General features: G+C 36.7%; 18 protein-coding genes and 2 riboswitches. Of the genes, 12 read left to right on the top strand and 6 right to left on the bottom strand.

Features of this window, described 5'->3' with window-relative positions; all coding sequences use genetic code 11:
• Nucleotides 1–113: 113 nt before the first annotated feature.
• The 5 genes from ABE34_RS24670 (at nucleotide 114) to ABE34_RS24650 (ending at nucleotide 4,946) form a co-directional block, all read left to right on the top strand.
• Nucleotides 114–1,088: an N-acetylglucosamine kinase gene (locus ABE34_RS24670; RefSeq protein WP_197145019.1), complete on the top strand. Its 975-nt coding sequence runs from the start codon at nucleotides 114–116 to the stop codon at nucleotides 1,086–1,088.
• Between the two features lie 580 nt (nucleotides 1,089–1,668).
• A complete protein-coding gene (locus tag ABE34_RS24665) occupies nucleotides 1,669–2,430 on the top strand; it encodes a tRNA threonylcarbamoyladenosine dehydratase (protein ID WP_079562833.1) in 762 nt (253 codons plus the stop codon).
• Nucleotides 2,431–2,750: 320 nt separating this feature from the next.
• A complete protein-coding gene (locus tag ABE34_RS24660) occupies nucleotides 2,751–3,140 on the top strand; it encodes a hypothetical protein (protein WP_241747222.1) in 390 nt (129 codons plus the stop codon).
• A 214-nt stretch (nucleotides 3,141–3,354) separates the two neighbouring features.
• Entirely contained in the window at nucleotides 3,355–3,873 is a 519-nt protein-coding gene (locus ABE34_RS24655) for a hypothetical protein (protein ID WP_197145018.1), read from the top strand.
• A gap of 371 nt (nucleotides 3,874–4,244) precedes the next feature.
• On the top strand, nucleotides 4,245–4,946 hold the full coding sequence (locus tag ABE34_RS24650; RefSeq protein ID WP_197145017.1) for a hypothetical protein: 702 nt from the start codon (nucleotides 4,245–4,247) through the stop codon (nucleotides 4,944–4,946).
• Between the two features lie 134 nt (nucleotides 4,947–5,080).
• On the opposite strand, the gene ABE34_RS24645 is transcribed toward ABE34_RS24650, so the two are convergent.
• The gene (locus ABE34_RS24645; protein ID WP_197145016.1) at nucleotides 5,081–6,370 is read right to left on the bottom strand and encodes a replication-associated recombination protein A; all 1,290 of its coding nucleotides are present in this window, start codon (nucleotides 6,368–6,370) and stop codon (nucleotides 5,081–5,083) included.
• A gap of 256 nt (nucleotides 6,371–6,626) precedes the next feature.
• Between ABE34_RS24645 and cymR the strand changes: the two genes are divergently transcribed.
• The 4 genes from cymR (at nucleotide 6,627) to ABE34_RS24625 (ending at nucleotide 10,482) form a co-directional block, all read left to right on the top strand.
• Nucleotides 6,627–7,046, top strand: a complete 420-nt coding sequence (cymR, locus tag ABE34_RS24640; protein ID WP_053484768.1) for a cysteine metabolism transcriptional regulator CymR — start codon at nucleotides 6,627–6,629, stop codon at nucleotides 7,044–7,046.
• An 82-nt stretch (nucleotides 7,047–7,128) separates the two neighbouring features.
• Nucleotides 7,129–8,277, top strand: coding sequence for a cysteine desulfurase family protein (locus ABE34_RS24635; protein WP_197145015.1), 1,149 nt, complete (start codon nucleotides 7,129–7,131; stop codon nucleotides 8,275–8,277).
• Between the two features lie 336 nt (nucleotides 8,278–8,613).
• On the top strand, nucleotides 8,614–9,738 hold the full coding sequence (mnmA, locus tag ABE34_RS24630) for a tRNA 2-thiouridine(34) synthase MnmA (RefSeq protein ID WP_197145014.1): 1,125 nt from the start codon (nucleotides 8,614–8,616) through the stop codon (nucleotides 9,736–9,738).
• Between the two features lie 84 nt (nucleotides 9,739–9,822).
• A complete protein-coding gene (locus ABE34_RS24625) occupies nucleotides 9,823–10,482 on the top strand; it encodes a tetratricopeptide repeat protein (RefSeq protein WP_197145013.1) in 660 nt (219 codons plus the stop codon).
• Nucleotides 10,483–11,023: 541 nt separating this feature from the next.
• On the opposite strand, the gene ABE34_RS24620 is transcribed toward ABE34_RS24625, so the two are convergent.
• Together ABE34_RS24620 and hisA are read right to left on the bottom strand one after the other, a co-directional pair.
• Nucleotides 11,024–11,767, bottom strand: a complete 744-nt coding sequence (locus tag ABE34_RS24620; RefSeq protein WP_197145012.1) for a GTP pyrophosphokinase — start codon at nucleotides 11,765–11,767, stop codon at nucleotides 11,024–11,026.
• Between the two features lie 218 nt (nucleotides 11,768–11,985).
• On the bottom strand, nucleotides 11,986–12,753 hold the full coding sequence (hisA, locus tag ABE34_RS24615; RefSeq protein ID WP_197145011.1) for a phosphoribosylformimino-5-aminoimidazole carboxamide ribotide isomerase: 768 nt from the start codon (nucleotides 12,751–12,753) through the stop codon (nucleotides 11,986–11,988).
• 255 nt (nucleotides 12,754–13,008) lie between these two features.
• Here hisA and recD2 point away from each other — a divergent pair, with 255 nt between their 5' ends.
• Nucleotides 13,009–15,441: an SF1B family DNA helicase RecD2 gene (gene recD2 / locus ABE34_RS24610; protein ID WP_197145010.1), complete on the top strand. Its 2,433-nt coding sequence runs from the start codon at nucleotides 13,009–13,011 to the stop codon at nucleotides 15,439–15,441.
• A gap of 47 nt (nucleotides 15,442–15,488) precedes the next feature.
• On the opposite strand, the gene ABE34_RS24605 is transcribed toward recD2, so the two are convergent.
• Nucleotides 15,489–15,677, bottom strand: a complete 189-nt coding sequence (locus tag ABE34_RS24605) for a hypothetical protein (protein ID WP_197145009.1) — start codon at nucleotides 15,675–15,677, stop codon at nucleotides 15,489–15,491.
• A 345-nt stretch (nucleotides 15,678–16,022) separates the two neighbouring features.
• Here ABE34_RS24605 and hpaB point away from each other — a divergent pair, with 345 nt between their 5' ends.
• Entirely contained in the window at nucleotides 16,023–17,459 is a 1,437-nt protein-coding gene (gene hpaB, locus ABE34_RS24600) for a 4-hydroxyphenylacetate 3-monooxygenase, oxygenase component (protein ID WP_197145008.1), read from the top strand.
• Between the two features lie 88 nt (nucleotides 17,460–17,547).
• On the opposite strand, the gene ABE34_RS24595 is transcribed toward hpaB, so the two are convergent.
• Together ABE34_RS24595 and ABE34_RS24590 are read right to left on the bottom strand one after the other, a co-directional pair.
• Nucleotides 17,548–18,321: a magnesium transporter gene (locus ABE34_RS24595; protein ID WP_197145007.1), complete on the bottom strand. Its 774-nt coding sequence runs from the start codon at nucleotides 18,319–18,321 to the stop codon at nucleotides 17,548–17,550.
• A 19-nt stretch (nucleotides 18,322–18,340) separates the two neighbouring features.
• Nucleotides 18,341–19,051, bottom strand: a complete 711-nt coding sequence (locus ABE34_RS24590; protein WP_197145006.1) for an MgtC/SapB family protein — start codon at nucleotides 19,049–19,051, stop codon at nucleotides 18,341–18,343.
• Nucleotides 19,052–19,396: 345 nt separating this feature from the next.
• Nucleotides 19,397–19,570, bottom strand: a riboswitch (M-box (ykoK) riboswitch).
• Between the two features lie 727 nt (nucleotides 19,571–20,297).
• A riboswitch (M-box (ykoK) riboswitch) is annotated at nucleotides 20,298–20,472 on the top strand.
• Between the two features lie 238 nt (nucleotides 20,473–20,710).
• On the opposite strand from ABE34_RS24590, the gene ABE34_RS24585 reads away from it, so the two are divergent.
• Nucleotides 20,711–21,640 carry a magnesium transporter CorA family protein gene (locus ABE34_RS24585; protein WP_197145005.1) on the top strand — a complete coding sequence of 310 codons (930 nt, stop codon included), beginning with the start codon at nucleotides 20,711–20,713 and terminating at the stop codon, nucleotides 21,638–21,640.
• Nucleotides 21,641–21,648 lie beyond the last annotated feature (8 nt).

Here is a 21,648-nt window from a genome sequence, read left to right as displayed (position 1 = left end):
CCACACATTTTGGTGGTAATCCTTTTTTTTATTTTGATTTACCAATGTTTTCTATAGTAACAACTACAATTAAGCCAGGGCGAAATTGATGGAGGAGAAAGGAGCAAAGAGAAATGTATGTATTAGCGATTGACGGTGGAGGAACGAAAACGTCAGCAGTGATTTGTGATGAACTCGGCAATATTTATGCAAAAGTCGTAACGACTCGAAGTAACCCTACAGCAATGGATGTTCAATATTTTCAGTCAACGATTCATAATATACTGCAAAAATTACAACAACAAAATTCGCAAGTTTTTGCAGCCATCGATAGTTGTTTTGCTGGCATGGCTGGGGTCAAGGAACTACAGGCAGAAAAAGTTGTAGAAACGATAGTACGCCAATACGTTCCTAAAACAACAAATGTTTTTGTTGATAATGATGCTCTAATTGCACTTTATGCAGGCACACTTGGACAGGCAGGCATTGTGCAAATTGCTGGGACTGGTGCTATCACAATGGGTTACGATCATGAGCATCATTTTCATAGAGTAGGGGGCTGGGGTTATCTTTTTGATGATGAGGGCAGTGGCTATGATATAGGTGTTCAAGTGCTGAAGGCTATTTTTCAAAGCTATGATGGCCGCGGAGACTCAACAGTGTTGACAGATGTTGTGCTACGTTATTTTTCTGTGGAAACAGTACCACAATTAATAGAGTGTATATACGGAGAAGAACATCCTCGGACAGTGATTGCACCGTTAAGTAAATATGTTTTTGAAGTGGCAGAAAAAGGAGATCGTGTCGCTACTAAAATCATAGAGGATGCTTGTAAGAACTATTATGTGGCGATTAAAGCATGTTACTCCCATATGGCTTGGAAGGAAGGAGAGGTACCTGTCGTATTAGTGGGAGGCGTTTTTAAGAATGAAGCGTATTTTTCACAAGGATTACAGCAATTTGCACAAGCAGACGGGATACCATTGCAATTTATGGCGCCAGTCTTGCAACCAATTGGTGGGGCAGTAATTGCGGCTTTCAAGCAAATAAACGTGCAGCTTGGCGCAGGTTTTGTGGAATCTTTCTCTAAAAATTATGAACAGGAATGAAAGCGATACGATGAAAGGCGATTGAATGACGTTTTATTCAATTGCCTTAAAATTTCGGCCTCTAGCTTTAAACACTGCCCAACATATAGATTTTGATGGACTCAATTCAAACATTACATATTTAAGCCTCATCACCAAAAGTTGTGGATGACGTATTTAAAAATATATACCTTGTATATTAGTTGATCTTCGTTGCGACTGGGCGACTCCTTGGGGATCAGCGATATAGAGGAACGAAGGCTAAAATCATCACGTCCTGTGATAACGCCTTCGTGACCAACAACAAAGCGCCCATTCGGAACGGAAATCAACCACACGATATGGATGAGCCATTTTTAAAAAGTATTTTGATTAGGAATACTCATTTTTTTTAGTTATAATTTTTACTTGATGAATATCGTGATAAAATGTAAGATAAGTTTGATTTTATCTTAGTATATAACTAGGTTTACTAATGAAGAAATCAGTGGAAGGTCTTTATCTACCGCTAATTATTCATTTTCACTAATAGTGCTTTTATGGGCAGTTATATAGTGCTCATTAAAGCGGAATCAAAATTCAATAGACGGAGAGTGTAAGGATGTTACATCAATTTTCACGTAATGAGCTCGCAATAGGAACAGAGGGACTCGAAAAATTAAAAAATACAACAGTAGCCATTCTTGGTGTAGGCGGTGTAGGTTCATTTGCTGCTGAGGCATGTGCACGCAGTGGCATAGGTCGCATTATTTTGGTAGATAAGGATAATGTAGATATTACAAATGTTAATCGTCAATTAGTTGCCTATCTTTCAACGGTCGGGAAATCTAAGTCAGGTGTCATGAAAGAACGTATTGCTGATATTAATCCAGAATGTGAAGTAATTGATATGCATATGTTTTACACAGAGGAAACATATGAGCAATTTTTCGCACAAGGCATAGATTATGTCATTGATGCAAGTGACACAGTGATGTATAAAATTCATCTTATGAAGGAATGTTTAAAACGTAATATACCGATTATTTCTAGTATGGGTGCGGCAAATAAAATGGATCCTACTCGTTTCAAAATTGCGGATATTTCAAAAACGCATACGGACCCATTGGCTAAAATAATCCGTACGAAATTACGGAAGGACGGTATTCATAAAGGAGTAACGGTTGTTTTCTCGGATGAGAGTCCGATTGTAGTTCGTCCAGATGTAGTGGAGCATGTCGGAAAACCGGATGCAGCTATCCGTAAAGCAAAAATGCCGCCATCTTCAAATGCCTTCGTTCCTTCAGTGGCAGGTTTAATTGCAGCAAGTTGGGTAGTGAATGCAATCGTAAAGGATGTAAAAATTACACGTGTACAAGGCTAATGCACTTTTGATAGTTGGTCGATCAATTCAAAATTATCATCGGTAAAATTAACAAAATATTTTATCGATAAACTTAAATAATTTCTCGATAAAAATAAAAATTAATCACTATCAGTTATGGTGGTGGACCAATTTGTGGAAGTGGCTGTCTCATTGAAGACAGCTGCTTTTTATATGTTACAATAGTAAAGTTGTAAAAAAGAGGTCAAAGATATTTGTTAGGTAGTTAATGAGGGAGAGACGGTCGCCTGAACGTTAGGGCAGCTTCACATTATGACTCCTCCAATATTTGCTGTAGAACCTATAAAAGGAGGCATTTTATGATGGAGCAAATCTATCAAATGGAATATAGAGGCTTAAATCTATTCGATGAAATTAGCACAGTAGAATTAGCTATTGATGAAGAAGGGCAAACAATACACATTTTTGATGCTGGACAGGTTGTTAGCCCTATTTTTAATTTTGATGTTTCGGCTTACGAGCTATCAGATGGTTTTTACAAAATGGCGGATATACTCCGACATAAACGTATATTGACTAATCAGCAACCGGGTAATGAACTAACACTTAGTGAGTGGTTAATTACAAACACTGCCTATTTTTATATACCACAAAAAAGAATAAAAAAATATGCGCAAGGAAGTATAAAAGAAATAATTGATCGAACGAAAGAGCAATCTTTATTTGATGATTATGTTCAAAGAACATAATTTTACCAGAATAGTTCGCCTAACGTGCTCAAAATGCTATTAATTCACGAAATTGTCTTATTTTTTTCATGTGACCACTTCTCTATTTGGTTTATTGCTATAATTTGAATAAATTCCAATAGATAATAGATCAGTTTGTTTGGAATGTACACGACTGCTTTGGGAAGTAGAAATGGCGTTTAGAAAACAAATGAGAACATCGGAGAGTGGTAAAATGGAGATTCAAGTAATTCGTGATCATTTAGATATTGTAAAACTTCAGCAGCAAATGAATGATATTGTATTTGACTATTTGGATACATCTAACAATTATCCAAAGGCCATGAGAGGACTAAATCCTTTATATACACAAGTTACAACATATTATAAAGAGTATTTAGACAATAGGGCAGGAGAATTACCAAGTGCCAATACATATTGGCATTTGTTTATAGATTGTTGTGCAAAGCTTTGCTACTTTTTAGCGGCATCAACTTATTATTCATCTAATGAGTTACAAAAAACACCTGAAAAAGTTGAGCAATTATTAACAATTGCAGCCTATTCTTTACCTAGCATTGACCAGGAGGAGAATGAACAATTATTATCTGCGATTTTCGCACTTTATAGCGAAGTCGTAAAAGATGAAGAGAAAACTGTATCACTGCGAAATGCAGTACTTGAACAAAAAGGTGCAGTCAAACAATGTATGCAACAATTTAAATTATTTGTTGAGCATGAATTTACAGAATAATATAGGAGTGATGTATCATCACTTTTAGATAATAGAATTACAGTTTAGAATCTGCTTACTTTTTGCGGTTAATCCAGCAATCCTTATAGCACGCTACTTTGCGAGGGATGATTGGGTTTTCCGATTGTTAAAGTTTTGCAGATTTTTTTTTGCTGTTAATAGATTATTGCAAGAAGAACGCAATACGAGTGTTAAAATTTTGTTGTACGAAAATAAAAAAAGGACTTTTTTCTTAAAAGGTATTTATAAATTTTTGTCGAAATATAGTTAAAAAATTGAAAATCTATGCGTAAGATTTTTCATCATTGTTTTGTTAAAAGAAGTGGCAGCACAATTATGCCAGGCATAATTGATTGGAAGGGGGCTGTTCAATGTTAATAAACGGTATCGATATTGATTTAGCAAAATTAGAAAAACCACTCTTATTAGTAAGTGAGGATGAGGAATTATTATTTCTACGGCTTATACAACCAACACTCGAACATGAGCTTAATCAATGCGAATTAGCACTCGCGACAAGAAAATCTATCTCATTAGTTAGAGATTTTTGGTTAGCATTGTATAAAGGTGGAGAAAAATTATATATCAACAGTGAACATGCGCTCCTGTATCCAATTCGTTTAATCATATTTGAACTAGTGACACAAGCTGAGTACTTTAAACATTTGTCGAAAAAATCTATTGGAGATGAAAGTTTGTCACTTATTTATGCCATTATCCTAGTACAATTTGCCTTACGGTGGATAAAGGAACGGTTTAGTGATAACAAGGAAGTGAATGAGGCATTAAGATTATTATATAGAACTACAGATGAAAATGCGGAGGATCAACTCTCACCGTCAAGGGAGCAATCGATCGGTCAAGCGATTGCTGTAAAAGCAATTCGATTTGAAGTAAGGGAGAACTCTAAAGAATTTGCTAGTCTACTTTATCAAACTTATAATTTTCTTCATTATTTACATGATGAGCAGAAAGAGACGACTAAATTATTTGCAATTAGAAATATGGAAGAAATATTGAACCGATTTTACAATAACCGTTATACAACAAATAAGGAGACTTTTACAGGATGATTGCTAGTACTCTTCCTGTTATTTTGAAAGTAAGGAATTAAAAAATGAGGCACTTCTAGTTCAGATTGAAGCGCCTTACTTTCATGAAAAAATAGTATATTATGATTTTCAGTTAAGCTAATCAAGTAAAGATATTACTTTTCATCCTTATGAAAAGATTTAAGCTTTTCGTAGATTCCTGCCATTCGTTTTTCTTCACCTGCAATAACAGGTTTATAAAATTCTGTGCCCACTAGCTCATCAGGTAAATATTGCTGGTCAACCCAGCCACCAAATGTGCCAATAGGGTTGTTGTGGGGATATTGATAGCCTACATGACCTAAATCTTTTGCTCCCTCATAATGAGCATCGCGTAGATGATAGGGAATATCGCCAGTTTTTCCTTCATGAATGCTGGCAATAGCGGCATCGATGGCTGCAATAGCAGAATTAGATTTGGATGCAAGGCACATTTCAATAACAGCACTTGCAAGCGGGATTCGTGCCTCAGGTAGCCCTAAACGCTCTGCCGCTTGTACAGCCGCAAGCATATGTGGTCCTACATCAGGATTGGCAAGGCCTATATCTTCATAAGCCATCACAAGTAAGCGTCGACTAACAGCAACTAAATCGCCTATTTCCAATAAATGAGCTAAATAAAACAATGCTGCATTCGTATCACTTCCACGAACCGATTTTTGCAACGCAGATAGCAAATTATAAAAATGAGATCCTTTTTTATCACCATAAACACCAATTCTACCGATAAGGTGCTTAAGAATATGATCAGCAGCAATTGTTCGACCGTCGACTTCATCACTTGCATAATAAAGCGATTCAAGCAAGGTTAATGCCTTCCGAGCGTCACCATTAGCTGCTTCAGCAATTTGTTCAATTTGAGGATCTGTTAAGACAAAATGATGTTTACCTAGCCCACGTTTCTCATCAGAAAGTGCATTTTTTATAAGTTCGATGATATTTTCTATCGTTAAACGTTGTAGTTGGTATATTTCTCCGCAACGTGAGCGGATAGCGGGATTTACATCATGGTATGGATTTTCCGTCGTAGCTCCAATTAACACGATTGAGCCATTTTCTACATGTGGCAACAAAGCATCTTGCTGTAATTTATTAAAACGATGAATTTCATCTAAAAAAAGAAGGACTTTTCCTGAGATTCTAGCTTCTTGTACAATATCCTCGACATCCTTTTTACCAGCGCGAGTAGCATTAAGCGCAAAAAAGGGAAGGTTCGAGCTTCCTGCTATGGCATTCGCTATTGACGTTTTGCCGATACCTGGCTCACCAAATAGTAGCATAGATGGGACATGCTCATTTTGAATCATTTTATAAAGAGCGGTAGTAGGACCGATAAAATCTTGGTGTCCTACAATTTCATCAAGGGTTAAAGGACGCATGCGATAAGCGAGTGGTTCATTATGCATTGAAAATTCCCCCTTTCAATTGTTTTAATTGATTTTAAACTTATTTCAGCGGGTGTCACGCAATTATGCCGAGACATAGTTGATTTGCTGAATGTTTTTTTGCTTAAAATAAAATGATAATAGTATTTTGCCTAACTATAAGAAGGCGCAATTAATAGTATATCATAACCTCCTGAGAGTATTTCCGAGTTATACGAGAGGAGATTATGATATACTGTTTGTAGTATTTTTGACTAGACTATTTGAGGGTGATAAAATGAAAATTTCTACAAAGGGCCGTTATGGTCTAACGATTATGATTGAATTAGCGAAGCATTATGGAGAAGGACCTATTCCACTGCGAAAAATTGCTGCAGAAAAGGAGCTTTCTGAGGCATATTTAGAGCAATTAGTTTCACCATTACGTAATTCTGGCTTAGTGAAAAGTGTGCGCGGAGCATATGGTGGATATATGCTAGCAAATCCACCAAGTGAAATCTCTGCGGCTAATGTAATTAGTGTGTTAGAGGGTCCTATTCAACCAGTAGAAGGTATTGAAAATGAAGAAGCTCCTCAGCGAGAATTATGGCTTCGTATTCGTGATGCTGTGAAAAATGTATTAGATACAACGACAATTGAAGATTTAGCACAATATACTGAGGAAAATGTAGCGGAAGGCTATATGTTCTACATTTAAAATGTCTAGGCTAAAGCACATCTCCTTGCTCAATGGCATGGAGATGAATCTTTAGCGCTTTTCGTACAAAGGAGTTTTCAACATGAATTCATATATTTATCTCGATCATGCTGCGTCTTCACCAATGAATGACAACGTAATAAACGCTATGACTACAGCCATGCAACAAGTTTATGGGAATGCATCAAGTATTCATGGGATCGGTCGAGAGGCGCGCAAATATTTAGATGATGCACGTGAAATACTTGCCAAATCTATTGGTGCTCAACCTGGGGAAATTATTATAACAAGTGGTGGAACAGAGGCGGATAATACGGCTATTTTTGGCACTGTTTATGCACGGGCTGCTGAAGGGAAGCACATCATTACTACACAAATTGAACATCACGCGGTGTTACATACTTGTGAAAAGCTAGAGCGAGATGGCTTTGATGTGACATATTTACCGGTAGATGAAAATGGACGTGTTTCTGTAGAAGACGTACGAAATGCATTGCGTGAGGATACAATTTTAGTAACGATTATGTACGGTAATAATGAAGTCGGTACAATTCAACCGATTGCCGAAATTGGTAATTTGCTACGCGAGCATAAGGCTGTTTTCCATACAGATGCTGTTCAAGCATATGGTTTAGAGTCAATTAATGTTGCTAATTTACAGGTTGATTTATTAAGTGTTTCCGCACATAAAATTAATGGACCTAAAGGTATTGGTTTCCTATACCAAAAAGCCGGAATACCATTCACTAGCTATGCATTAGGTGGCGCACATGAGAAAAAACGTCGTGCTGGTACTGAAAATGTGCCCGCAGTGATTGGCTTTGCAACTGCAGTGCAAATTGCAAATGAGTTGCGAGAAGAGAAGCGTGCGCTATACAATCGCTTTAAGCAAATTATGCTGGATGTTTTTACGAAGGAAAATCTAGCATTTCATGTGAATGGAGAGTTAGAAAATACGCTCCCACACGTTTTAAATGTAAGTTTTTCTGGTATGGAAGTAGAGTCATTCCTTGTAAATCTTGATATGGCAGGTATTTGCGTATCTAGTGGTTCTGCATGCACTGCTGGCTCCATTGATCCATCACACGTATTAGTTGCGATGTTTGGTCAAGATACAGAGGAATTACGTAACTCGATTCGTTTTAGCTTCGGTCAAGGTTTAACAGAAGCTGATGCACAACATGCGGCAGAAAAAACAGCAGCGATTGTGAAAAGACTCGCGAAAAAATAATTTGCTCAAGTGTGTTTATTTTTCTAATATAATCCTTTTTAATTGATTGTAGACCGTAGCGAGAATTTGTCTCTTTGAATTGATTCGAATGCGTAAAAATAGGATCAATTAACACATCTATTAAAAATTAGATCCGTCACCAAAATTATGGATGACTTTCGTTAAAACGTATACTATGTGAATAAGTTGATTGGAGTGGAGACTGGACGCCCCAAGGAAGCTTTTGCTCTGTGCAAGAGCGTAGTGGTAGCGTCAGTGGCAAAGCGCCCAGTCGGAACGGAAATCAACCATTCATTTTGATGATAAAGAAATTGAATAAAAGAAAAGGTGACCATAATGAAAGAAACACGTGACCCCTCACAAATTCGTGTTGTTGTCGGCATGTCGGGTGGGGTAGATTCTTCGGTTGCTGCATATTTACTGAAACAACAAGGATATGAAGTAATCGGGATATTTATGAAAAACTGGGATGATACAGACGAAAATGGCGTTTGTACAGCTACAGAAGACTATGATGATGTTATTAAAGTATGTAATCAAATCGGTATTCCTTACTATGCTGTGAATTTTGAAAAGCAATATTGGGATAAGGTTTTCTCTTACTTTTTAGAAGAATATAAAGCAGGACGTACACCAAATCCTGATGTTATGTGTAATAAGGAAATTAAATTTAAAGCGTTTTTAGAGCACGCGATAGATCTTGGAGCTGATTATTTAGCGACAGGTCATTATGCTCGAGTTGATCGAAGTGGTGATGGCGAGGTGAAAATGCTTCGTGGTATTGATAATAATAAAGATCAAACGTATTTCTTAAACCAATTATCACAGGAACAATTGTCGCATGTAATGTTCCCAATTGGACATATTGAGAAAAAGGAAGTCCGTAAAATTGCGGAGGAAGCTGGGTTAGCTACAGCGAAGAAAAAAGATTCAACAGGAATTTGCTTTATTGGAGAGCGTAACTTCAAAGAATTCTTAAGCCAATATTTACCAGCTCAACCTGGTGAAATGGAGACGATGGATGGTGTCGTAATGGGCCAGCATGATGGATTAATGTACTATACGCTTGGTCAACGTCATGGTCTTGGAATTGGTGGCGATGGTGAACCTTGGTTCGTGTTAGGAAAAGATTTGGAGCGCAATGTGTTACTAGTTGGACAAGGTTTTAATAATGATTCATTATTTTCTACTTCGCTGACTGCTGTGAAAATGAGCTATACTTCGACAAAAAAATTGCCCGGGAAATTTTCATGCACAGCAAAATTCCGTTATCGTCAAACAGATACACCAGTAGAAGTGGAAATTTTAGAAGATGGACGTACACATATTACGTTTGCTGAGCCAGTGCGTGCGATTACACCTGGACAAGCTGTAGTACTATACGACGGTGAAGAATGTTTAGGTGGCGGTACAATCGACGAAGTCTTTAAAAATAACGAAAAACTAACATATGTAGGTTAATTAGCGAAAAGACTGCTTATACTACTTTTTCTGAAGCGTATGGAATTAAAGCAGTCTTTCGCTACATAGAGGTGAAGAAAAACAATGAATTTTAACGAGCAGGGCATTCAAGCCTTTCAAGAAAAGCGCTACGAGGATGCTGCACAACTTTTTACACAAGCAATTGAAGCAGAGCCAGGAAACCCAATTGGTTATGTGAATTTTGGAAATCTCTTAGCGGTCTTAGAGGATACTGAACGTGCAGAACGCTTCTTTCAAAAAGCAATCACTGTTGATGAAACGGCAGCAACAGCTTATTATGGTTTAGCAAATTTATATTATAACGCTGAACGATATGCAGAGGCAGTAAAGCTTTATGAACAAGCGCTAAAGCATAAAATTGAAGGCGCAGATGTGTATTATATGATGGGCAAATGCTTTGAGCGAATGGAAAATCCGAAGCTTGCACTGCCATATTTACAACGAGCTTCAGAGCTTGCACCGGAAGACACACAAATCCGTCTAGCATATGCAATCGTGCTATGTGCGCTAGAAATGTTCGTAGAAGGTAAAAAAGAATTAGATCATTTGATCGAACAGGATTGGAATAACGCAGATGCACATTACAATTTGGGTGTACTATATGCGGTATCTACTGAGCAAACAGAAGATGCTATGTACCACCTAAAACAAGCCTTTACGTTACAGCCAGAATACGACCAAGCACGTTATCTTTATGATATGATTGCACAGCGATTTAACTAATATAATTTAAAAGGATGCCAAAATTACATTGGCATCCTTTCAAATTGTCTACAAGAGAACACATATATATTAAAGCGTATCAATAAATAAAAGTTGATTTTCACTCTGAGTGGGCGCTTTCCGCGGGCTTGGCTTCAATCTCCTAGTCACTGGGCTTTCAGCGCAAGCTAATCCCGCTGGAGTCGCCACTCTCCGTGAAAAATCAACAGTTCCTCAGCGATAGTATGCATAGACAAGATGAATAAAAGAAGTATTATAGCTATGAATCTATACAAGAAGATACATGCTAAGTGAAGTGGTTGATTGGAGTGGAGGCTGGGCGACTCCTTGGGGATCAGCGTTACAGATGAGACCCTGGAGCGAGCAACGCGAGTGAAGCGGCTCATCGGACGCCCACAGGAAAGCGCCCAGCCGGAACGGAAATCAACCCCTCGCTTTGCCTAAGAGCAATACTTTTTTTATGGGGAGCTTAATTCATTGTCATAAAACTTTTTCAACAAACTGAAAGGATGCCTAAACTAGTTCAGCATCCTTTCTGATTTTAGTCTTCATCATTCTTAGAGGGATAATCAAATGGTAGTCGATAAATATATTGTGCTAAATGTGCAATTGGAGCAGCATCTAATAATGAAGGTTCTGCTTCGTTAGCCTTTAGAATATTAATTTCTTTATTCAGTCGTTCCATCTTTCGATCCAGCTCAGCTACTTGAATAGCAGCTTCCTTCAATTCAAAACGGATATGTTCAGGTACTTCCTTGTTGTATTTGTAATAAATTTTATGTTCAAGGCTAGCCCAGAAGTCCATTGCAATGGTACGAATTTGAATTTCGGCATATACCTTCTCCATACGATCAGACATAAAAATAGGGATTTTTATTATAAGATGCAAGCTTTGATAACCATTTCCCTTTGGCGATGCAATATAATCTTTTACCTCTACAACTTCAATATCATTTTGTGCCTGTATCATCGCACTCACTTTATAAATATCCTCTACAAAGGAGCATGTAATTCTGATACCTGCAATATCACGAATGTTATCACGAATCGTTTCAATAGATGGCTCAAGGTTATTTTTTTTCATTTTCAATAATATACTTTTAGGTGATTTTACTCGAGTTGTTAAATGCTCAATCGGATTATATTCATGAATTAGCTGAAATTCTTCTTGTAAAATATTTATTTTCGTCTCTATTTCCTGCAAGGCGAATTTATAGACTAAAAAGAAGCGTGTTAATTCTGTTTGGAAAGTTTTTAGAGTAGTTGCTTCAAGTTCATTTTTCATGGTTTATAAAATCCTTTCTTTTAATACATTTTCAATACTAGCTTATCAAAAATAGCTACTAAATAGAAATAAGTGCTCTGAATCTATGTATAGTATTCCAATTTAAACCTTCATTGTAAAATTAAAAAAGGGGGATGTTTAGTCCCCTTAGTTAAACGATAATTTCAATATTTAAATACTTAGAAAACTTAAGTAACATTTGCTCATCATCAAGCTGATCACAATACCCCGTCTTTTTTGCAATAATCTACCACGTCTGAATATGGTAAATTTCCACCAAAAATTGAAAGAGCACTACCTATTGTAACGTGAAGCTTACCATTTGAAATATTTTCAAACCTCTTTAAGTCATCTAAAGATCGAACGCCACCAGCATATGTTGTTGGAATCGTTGTCCAAGTAGCTAAATCATGCACTAAACTTTCCTGCATACCGCCTTTTTTTCCTTCCACATCAACAGCATGAATAAGCAGTTCGTCACAGAAATTTTCGATAAATGCAATAGACTCAGCATTTACTTCAAAATCACTAAACTTTGTCCATTTATCAGTAACAACAAACCATTTTTTATCGCGCATACGGCAGCTTAAGTCGATGACAAGATGTTTTTTACCAATACTTTGTACTAATTGCTTGAGTCGATCTAAATGGAGCTTACCATCATTGAATATAAATGATGTGACAATAACATGAGTAGCGCCTGCATCGATAAACTTTTTTGCATTTTCTGTCGTGATGCCGCCGCCAACCTGCAATCCTTGAGGATATGCCGCTAATGCTGCTAATGCGGCCGTTTCGTTTCCATTACCTAGCATGATGACGTGACCACCTGTTAATTGATCCTTGGCAAACATTTTTGCATAATAACTAGAGTCATGATTTGAAATAAAGTTCTCGATAACTTCTTGATCCTTATGACCTAGTGTGCTGCCAACAATTTGTTTTACTTTACCATCGTGTAAATCGATGCAAGGTCTAAATTCCATTAGCTTCACAATCCTTCCGTACAATAAGTTCACCTATATAATAGCATGGAAAGGTTGATAATAACTGTGAATTGTCAGTTATCGAAATATTCTTTCAGTAAAGCTTTCAGGCGCATTGTTTATCTGTGCGACAGCGATAATTATATCGAGGCATACGTGATTAAAATTTAGTGAATTCTCTTTTTAAACGATTTTTCAAGTTACGGTGTGGTAAAATATAATGATTGAAAATGAACGGGAAAGGACGAACCGAAAATGGCAGATAATCTTGATTTATTTGAACTAAATAAATTTTTTATACTCGGACGTCCAATCGTCTCTATCTTCCATAATGCACAAAATATGTACTCGATAGTCCGTGTGAAAATTCAAGAGACCAACTTACAGTATGAAGATAAGGAAATAATTGTTGTTGGATATTTTCCACCGTTACAGATGGATGAACAATATCGTTTTACAGGTTTATTGAAACAACATCCTAAATATGGTGTTCAATTTCAAATTGAGACGTTTACAAAGGAAGTGCCAGCAACAGAGCAAGGAATTATTCATTACTTATCGAGTGATTTGTTTGTTGGAATCGGAAGAAAAACTGCTGAAACAATCGTAGAAAAACTTGGCGCAAATGCGTTACGTCTTATTTTAGAGGATCCAAATGCGCTTGATGCTGTACCTCGTTTATCTGCTGAAAAAAAAGAGGTTATCCATCGGACGATTGAACAAAATCTAGGCTTAGAACGAGTGATGATTCAACTTAATGAATGGGGTTTCGGACCACAGCTCGGCATGAAAATTTACCAAACGTATCGCACAGAGGCAATCGAATTATTAACTGAAAATCCATATCGCTTAATTGAAGATGTAGAAGGTGTAGGTTTCTTTCGTGCCGATGAACTAGGTTCTAAATTAGGAATTACCGGCAATCATCCAGACCGTATTAAGGCGGCGATTCTACATACTCTCAATACGGCAGCATTATCAGATGGGCATGTGTATTTAGATGCAGAAAATGTTTTACCACTTGTAAAAGATATACTTGAGCAGAGCCAACGAGAGGAAATTCCCTTTGAGACTATTTCTAAAGCTTGCATCGAATTGCGTGAGGAAAGTAAAATCTGTGGGGAAGAAACGAGACTCTATTTGCCCTCCCTATATTTCTCGGAAGTAGGAATTGCATCAAAAATAGTAGCTTTAATCGAACGTAACAAGAAGGCTGAACATTTTAGTAAGGACGAAATACGCAAAGCGATTGGCGAAACAGAAGAGCTGCTCAATGTTACATATGCTGAAACACAAGCGAATGCTATTCAACAAGCGCTAAACTCAGCCGTTATGATTTTAACCGGTGGACCAGGTACAGGTAAAACAACAGTGGTTCGGGGAGTAGTAGAAGTGTATGCAAAGTTACACGGACTATCATTAAACCCGAAGGAATATGCACAAAAAGAAGAGCCTTTTCCGATTATTTTATGTGCTCCAACAGGACGTGCAGCCAAGCGTTTATCGGAATCGACAGAGCTTCCGGCAATGACGATTCATCGATTGCTAGGCTTTACTGGTCAGGAAAAAGAGGAAGAAACTGAGCGTGAGGTTACAGGGAAACTCATTATTGTTGACGAAATGTCGATGGTCGATACTTGGCTCGCACATCAATTATTAAAATCCTTGCATGAGGATGTACAAGTTGTATTTGTAGGCGATCAAGATCAGCTTCCGCCAGTAGGACCAGGACAGGTGTTAAAGGATTTGTTGGCTTCCGAGCAAATACCTACTGTCGAATTAACAGATGTTTATCGACAGGCCGAGGGTTCTACTATTATTGAACTGGCTCACCAAATTAAACGAGGAAATATTACAAATGACCTAACGTTAAAAACATCTGATCGTTCGTTTATTAAAGCCGCATCAGATCAAGTGGCAAGCGTTGTCACTCAAGTTGTGAAAAGTGCAGTTGCGAAAGGTCAAGAAATCCGAAATATCCAAGTATTAGCACCGATGTACAAAGGTCCAGCAGGTATAGATAATTTAAATAAAATGATTCAGGAGCTTATTAATCCAAACGATACGGGTACTAGAAAAGAGCTCGTCTTTGGGGATGTCACATATCGAATAAAGGATAAAGTCTTACAGCTTGTCAATCAACCAGAAAGTAATGTTTTTAATGGTGATATGGGTGAGGTAATTAGTATTATCAAGGCCAAGGAAACAATTGAGAAACAAGATTTGCTTGTTGTATCATTCGACGGTATTGAAGTAACTTATCAACGTAGTGACCTTAACCAATTGACACTTGCTTACTGTTGTTCTATTCATAAATCGCAAGGCTCTGAGTTCCAAACAGTTATTATGCCGGTTGTACGAGGGTATTCTAAAATGCTGCGTCGTAATTTGCTATATACAGGTATTACGCGTGCAAAAAATTTCTTAATTTTATGTGGTGAGCCTGATGTGTTAGCAGATGGCTTACAGCGTACAGATGATTTACAGCGCTTTACGTCTTTACGTGCAAGGCTCAATCCAATGGAAATTGTAGAAGAAATTGTAGAAGTAGAAACGAATCCAGTAAACGACGATTTACAAAATGAAAAACAAGCCATTGATTTCAAGCTAACTGTAGAAACAGAATCATATATCCATCCATTGATTGGCATGGATGGTATCTCGCCATATGATTTCATAGATGAGTAAAATACAAAACCCGATCAATTCTGAATTGATCGGGTTTTGTTGTACGATTAGTGAATACCAACTAAGTGATGTTTTACTACTTCATATGCTTGGCACACGTTTTTATATTGATCTTTTTCTTTGGCAATCAAATCTGAAGCAATAGAAAATAAAAGATTCTCTTCATTATGATCCTCCATTTTGTTCATTAAAGCAGCTTCCATTTGAGCTACGTACGAGATGATTTGTTTATTCATATATATATTCTCCCTTTATGAAAAAGATGTTTTCGTTTTGGTTTCGAAGCTATCTTACACCTGCATAAATAAAAAATCTAGCAATTCTGTACTAGTCGAAGAAGACTTTTTTGTGAATGTGTCGCAAAAATGAACTTGTTTAAAAAGTGCTGATTGAAACCGTTTTTCTCTAAAGTAACTGAAAAATCATGCAATATAGGCGGGTTTTTAACTGTATTTAAAAAGTGTTACAGTTCATAAAATTCGAGGTCTGATATAATACAGTTTGCTGAGGCGGAACCTAAATTAGGAAGTTTCATATACTAAATAAGTATAAAAACATTTGTGACGTTTAGGGGTGACTGCATGCCAGTAATTACAGGACAGCAATATATTGACCGTATTGACGCTTTACAGACCTACATTTCGATTGATGGGAAAGTTGTCACAGGGAAAGTGTCGGAGCATCCAGCATTTAAGGGAGTTATGAAGAGTCAAGCAAGGCTTTTTGATTTACAAAATGAAGATGCATTGTTCGAGGAGATGACATATGTTTCGCCAACGAGTAATAACCGTGTAGGTATGTCTTTTCTTCAGGCGGTGGCAGTCGAAGATCTCGTGAAAAGACGCAATGCTGTACGGCAATGGGCATTATCCAATAATGGCCTTATGGGTAGAAGTCCGGATTACATGAATACAACATTAATGGCTTTAGCATCGGCTGCGGAGTATTTAAAAGATAAGCCAAATTGTTTCCCTCAGCATTTATTAAATTTTTATGAGTATGCACGTGAGAACGATTTAACAATGACACATACATTCATCGAGCCACAAGTAAACCGCCGGAAATTTTATTTTGAAGATGAAGGTGTTATTATTGCTGCTAAAATTGTAGATAAAACGACCGAGGGGTTAGTAATTAAAGGTGCGAGATTGCTAGCGACACAGGGAGGAATTACAGATGAACTCCTTGTTATATCAACAAATGGCTATGATGAAGGTAAAGGCTTTGCTTTCTCAATACCAAGTAATACAAAAGGATTAAAGTTTTTATGTAGGCAATCATTTGTCGGAGGAGAATCGGCTTTTGATTATCCATTGAGTAGTCGTTATGAGGAAATGGATGCAATCGTTGTATTTGATAATGTTGTAGTACCGTGGGAACGTGTCTTTTATTATGAGAATGTGGAGGTTGCCAATAACTTTTTGAACGTAAGTGGTTTTCAAACATATGGCTTACATCAAGTTCTTACACGTCAAATTGCCAAAACAGAATTTGTCTTAGGTGTTGCACAGTCAATTGTAAATACGATAAATATTGGCGAATACCAACATGTACAGCAAAAGGTTGTTGATATTATCGTGGCATTAGAAACGATGAAGGCTTTACTGTTAAAGTCTGAAATAGAAGCAAAAAGAGATGCTTTTGGTTTTCTAAGACCTGACCATGCGACAGTACAAGTAGCTATTCACATTTTTCCTAAAGTGTATCCGACTTTTACAGAAATTATCCAGTTACTTGGCGCAAGCGGATTAATGTCCATTCCAAGTGAAAAAGCATTTGCAACGGATGACAGCGATCTTGAGCATTATTTGCAGTCTTTTCAAGATGGTGGAGAGGAGCGCGTCAAAAAATTCCGCTTAGCCTGGGATTTAACGATGAGTAGCTTTGGTACAAGACAAACACTGTATGAGCGCTTTTTCTTTGGAGACCCTGTTCGTTTAGCTACCGCGCTTTATAATTCTTACAATAGGGGAGAATTAGTGGATAGAGTCGAAAGTTTTTTAAAAAATAATAATTAATTTCGAGGAAGTAACTGTTTAAAACTAATTTAAATAGTTACTTCTCTTTTATATGAATTGCTGTAAAAAATATATACCATCAATATTTTTATAGATAAGTTAGCACATCATCAAACGTAACGATTCCAAGTAGTTCAAAGTTTTCTGTTACAACGGGGACTGCTAAAAGACCATATTTTCGTATGATTTGGAAGACCTCAGCTTGGCTTGTATTGGCAGTCACTGAAATGATTCCAGTGTTCATAATTTCAGCAATTCGACTTTCTGGTGGAGAAATAATAAGATCTCGTAATGATACGACTCCAAGCAATTGATTATTGGAATCTGTTACATATAAGTAATTAAAAGTTTCTGCATCTGCCTCATTATGCTTTAGGTGTTCAAACACATCCATTACTAAATCATCTTTTGCTATTATTACTACATCTTTTGTCATAAAGGCTCCCGCTGACCCTTTTTCGTATTGAAGTAATTGTTTAATATCCTCAGCCTCATCTTTTGCCATTTGCTCTAAATAATAATCAGCTTCTTTATATGATAGTAGTCCAAAAAAATCGGTAGCGTCATCTGAAGGTAATTCATTTAACATCGCCACTGCAAATGAGCGGTCAAGCTCCAAAATACATTTTTTCTGCATGGATGGTTCTAGCTCGCTAAAAATATCGGCAAATTCACAAGGAGTTAAAAAAGAATATATTGTAAAGCGTCTTTCCTCGCTGAGTTCTATAAAAAATGTTGCCTGATCCATCGGGTGTAAATCTAAGAAGTCCTTTCGGAAGGAATCTTTTTTTTTAGACTTTAAAGATTGCAACATATAGTATGTGTACTCTTCTTTATATTTGTATTGATTTAATATAATCATTTTTTGACACGCCTTTCTATTACAAATTCTCAATTTCAACACTTAGAACGTGATCAATTTTTTTGACATAATAATAAATTTCCGTCGTATACTGATCTTCCGGTACAGAAAGAACTAAATCAATTAATTGGTGGCCGTTATCAAGATCTTTGAGCTTGAAATGCCGAATTTTATATTCACCTTTTTTTGATTGTTCGTTTTGCCCTTTATACTTAATCAATTTAATTAATTCTGTCATACGATAATTCGATTCCACGATAATCTTTAATGAAATTTCCTGACGGTTAAGTGTTGACAGGCCTAATGTTTTAATGAGAAGGGGCACAATATTGACTGCTCCCATCAAGAGGATGACAGCACAACTTGCTTCTAGATAAAACCCCGCCCCAATCGTAATTCCAAGCGCAGAAGCGGACCAAATTAGCGCAGCGGAAGTAAGGCCAGAAATAACCTCGTTACTTCTTCGTAAAATAACGCCAGCCCCAATGAAACCAACTCCACTTACAATCTGCGCAGCAAGTCGCATTGGATCCATATTCGGATGATTTGCACCTCCAAATTTACTGAATGCTTCTATAGAGACAATTGTTAATAAACAGCTAGCAATAGAGATGACCATACTAGGTCTTATGCCAAGTTGTTTTTGTTTAATCTGTCTGTCAATCCCGATCAATAATCCGAATAGCAAAGCTAGGATTAGCTTGAGTATCATTTCTACTGTCATTGTCATCGTTAATCACCTCTTCATTTCTTTGTTTAGAATGCCCTTAAAAATAAAAAAGCTCCCGTAAAAAAGGGAGCTTTTTGCTTAGAATGTATCTTGTTCGATGTACACATCAAATAAACCTATCTTGATATTTCCAATTTGCATAAAATCAGAATTGGATGATTGAAGAGAGGGACATATGTGGACTGAACGCTAAAACGCTGCCTTTTGCCATATTCGAATTTTTTAAAAATGTGAAACGCCATATCGAATAATTGTCCATCACATGTTTCCCCCTTTTTAGTCAAATAAAATAAAAACCCCTCTATCGATTCGAAGAGGGGATGAAGATCGCACAAAAAAGCACGGCCGATTCCCCTTGATCGAGTTTTAGCACTATGCACCGTAAAGAAATGAAATCATTTCTTAGCCACCTTATGAAAAGCCTTAATTCGGCAATTCCTGTTCTACCCATGGGTATCTTTCGATATTTCTGGGCAGTGGCCTATGTTTGCATAGGAGCCTCACCTAACGAGGACTTATTGTTTTCAGCATTGTACTCCGAATAATTTTTTATGTCAACAATTGTTCCAAAAATAAAAATCTTAAAACGGTAGTGTATTTTTGGCTCATCATCATATAGGGGATTTGCGTTCTGCTTAAGCATTTCACACTTGGGTGTCGGGTTGAGCTGTTTGTAGTATTGGTCTCGAAGGGTATTACAGGACGTATCTCCTTTAGCCTTTGTTTTTCTACTACCCCGTTACAGATTCTTGTCTACTCCATTCAAGTCGACTTTTTATTTAGCATACGTGTAAAAATATCATCCCAAACTTTTGGGGAGGCTAGGTAAGTATTTTTACTCAAATCAAATGAATTAATAAAATGAATTTTTATATAAATACTAGATTCTGTAACAATCTAAGCACTTTTCATAATGGTTGTTTCTTGTTTTCAAAAGCTGAACTAAAAATGATAGTGCATCTAAACAGGATCAATACTGAAATTGATTAAAAATACATAGAGAGCCTCAGTCTAACTTTTGTTACTCAGTAAAGATTCGGAATAGCTTTGGTTATCTGCTTGAAATAAACAGCTTAAAAGAACAGAGAACGTGTTGAAAAAGGCAAAACTCTTTACCTTTGCTGAATGGAAAAATTCTAGTGAGATTTCTAATTTGGAACAGAAAATTGTGATAAAAAGCATTCTAAAAATATTATTAGCCTATTGACAAAATGAAAAATACGGATTACGATGGCGAGGAAATTAAATAAAACCTCGTTAGGTGAGGCTCCTATACAAACATAGGCCACTGCCCAGAAATATCGAAAGATGCCCATGGGTAGAACAGGAATTGCCGGATTAAGGCTTTTCATAAGGTGGCTAAGAGATTATTTATTTCTTTACGGTGTATAGTGCTAAAACTCGAGTTAGGGGGAATCGAAAGTGCTTGTTGTACTTATTTATTTTATTATGCGCTTTTTTAAAACCTCCGGGACTCCTGGAGGATTTTTTTTATTTCCAAATAAAGAACCTTATTTCCTTCAACTCTTTTGCAGAAAAATAAGCGTTCATTTTTAGAAAGGAGGGGGTCAAAATGGAGAGTCCAAGTATGGCCGATGCAGATAGTAGGAGTAAAAAACGTAAATCTGTTTTAATTCAACAGATTAGGAGGACGATTCAATGCTTAAAATTTATAAAAGAGGCAGAGAAGGGTTGGAAGAACAGCCTAAGATCGTTCCGGGTAGCTGTGTTTATCTCACAGAACCGACAGATGAGGATGTACAGTATGTTGCTAATCGCCTTGGGGTACCAACTGACTTTATTAGCGACTCCCTCGATATTGATGAACGATCACGAATAGAAAAAAGTGAAAATAATTTATTGTTAATTATCAATGTACCCTTAAAAATGACACCTGGTGAACCTATACCATATAGGACAATGCCAATTGGTATTATTCAAACAAGTGAAGTAATCGTCATAATTTGTCGTAGTAATAATCATCCGATTTTACAGGAATTTATCAAAATTCTTGATAAGAATTTTAATAACAATATAAATGTATCTTTTATTTTACAGCTATTGCTTGTTTCTGCGGGTTACTATTTACATTGTCTTGACGATATTGATCAAAAAGTTATTTTATCTGAAAAAATAATACAAAAATCGATAAAAAACAGTGAAGTGTATACTTTACTCAATATAAATAAAAGTCTTGTTTATTTTACAAAGGCACTAAAAGTCAATCTTGGGATGATGAAGAAATTATCAAGAGTACTAGAAACGAATGAAGAAGATGAAAAATGGTTGCAAGCCACTCTTAATGAGATGCAACAAGCTTATGATACATCTAAAATTTTCAACGAAAACTTAAGTAATTTAATGGACGCATATTCTGCGGCGATTGAAATTAACCTTAGTGTCGTCGTGAAAGTTTTAACTGCTTTTACGATTATCTTGACGTTTCCGACGATGATCGCAACGATATATGGAATGAATTTTCCGTTACCCATGCAGGATGAATCATATGTATTAGTAGTACTTATGTCCTTCTCTACAGTCATTAGTTTGTTGACAGGGTGGATATTTTACAAAACAAAGCTATTTTAGCAGAGAAG

The sequence above is a fragment of the Lysinibacillus sphaericus genome, assembly GCF_015844675.1.
Classification (GTDB): Bacteria; Bacillota; Bacilli; order Bacillales_A; family Planococcaceae; genus Lysinibacillus; species Lysinibacillus sphaericus_E.
This window is presented reverse-complemented; position numbering and strand designations above follow the sequence as displayed.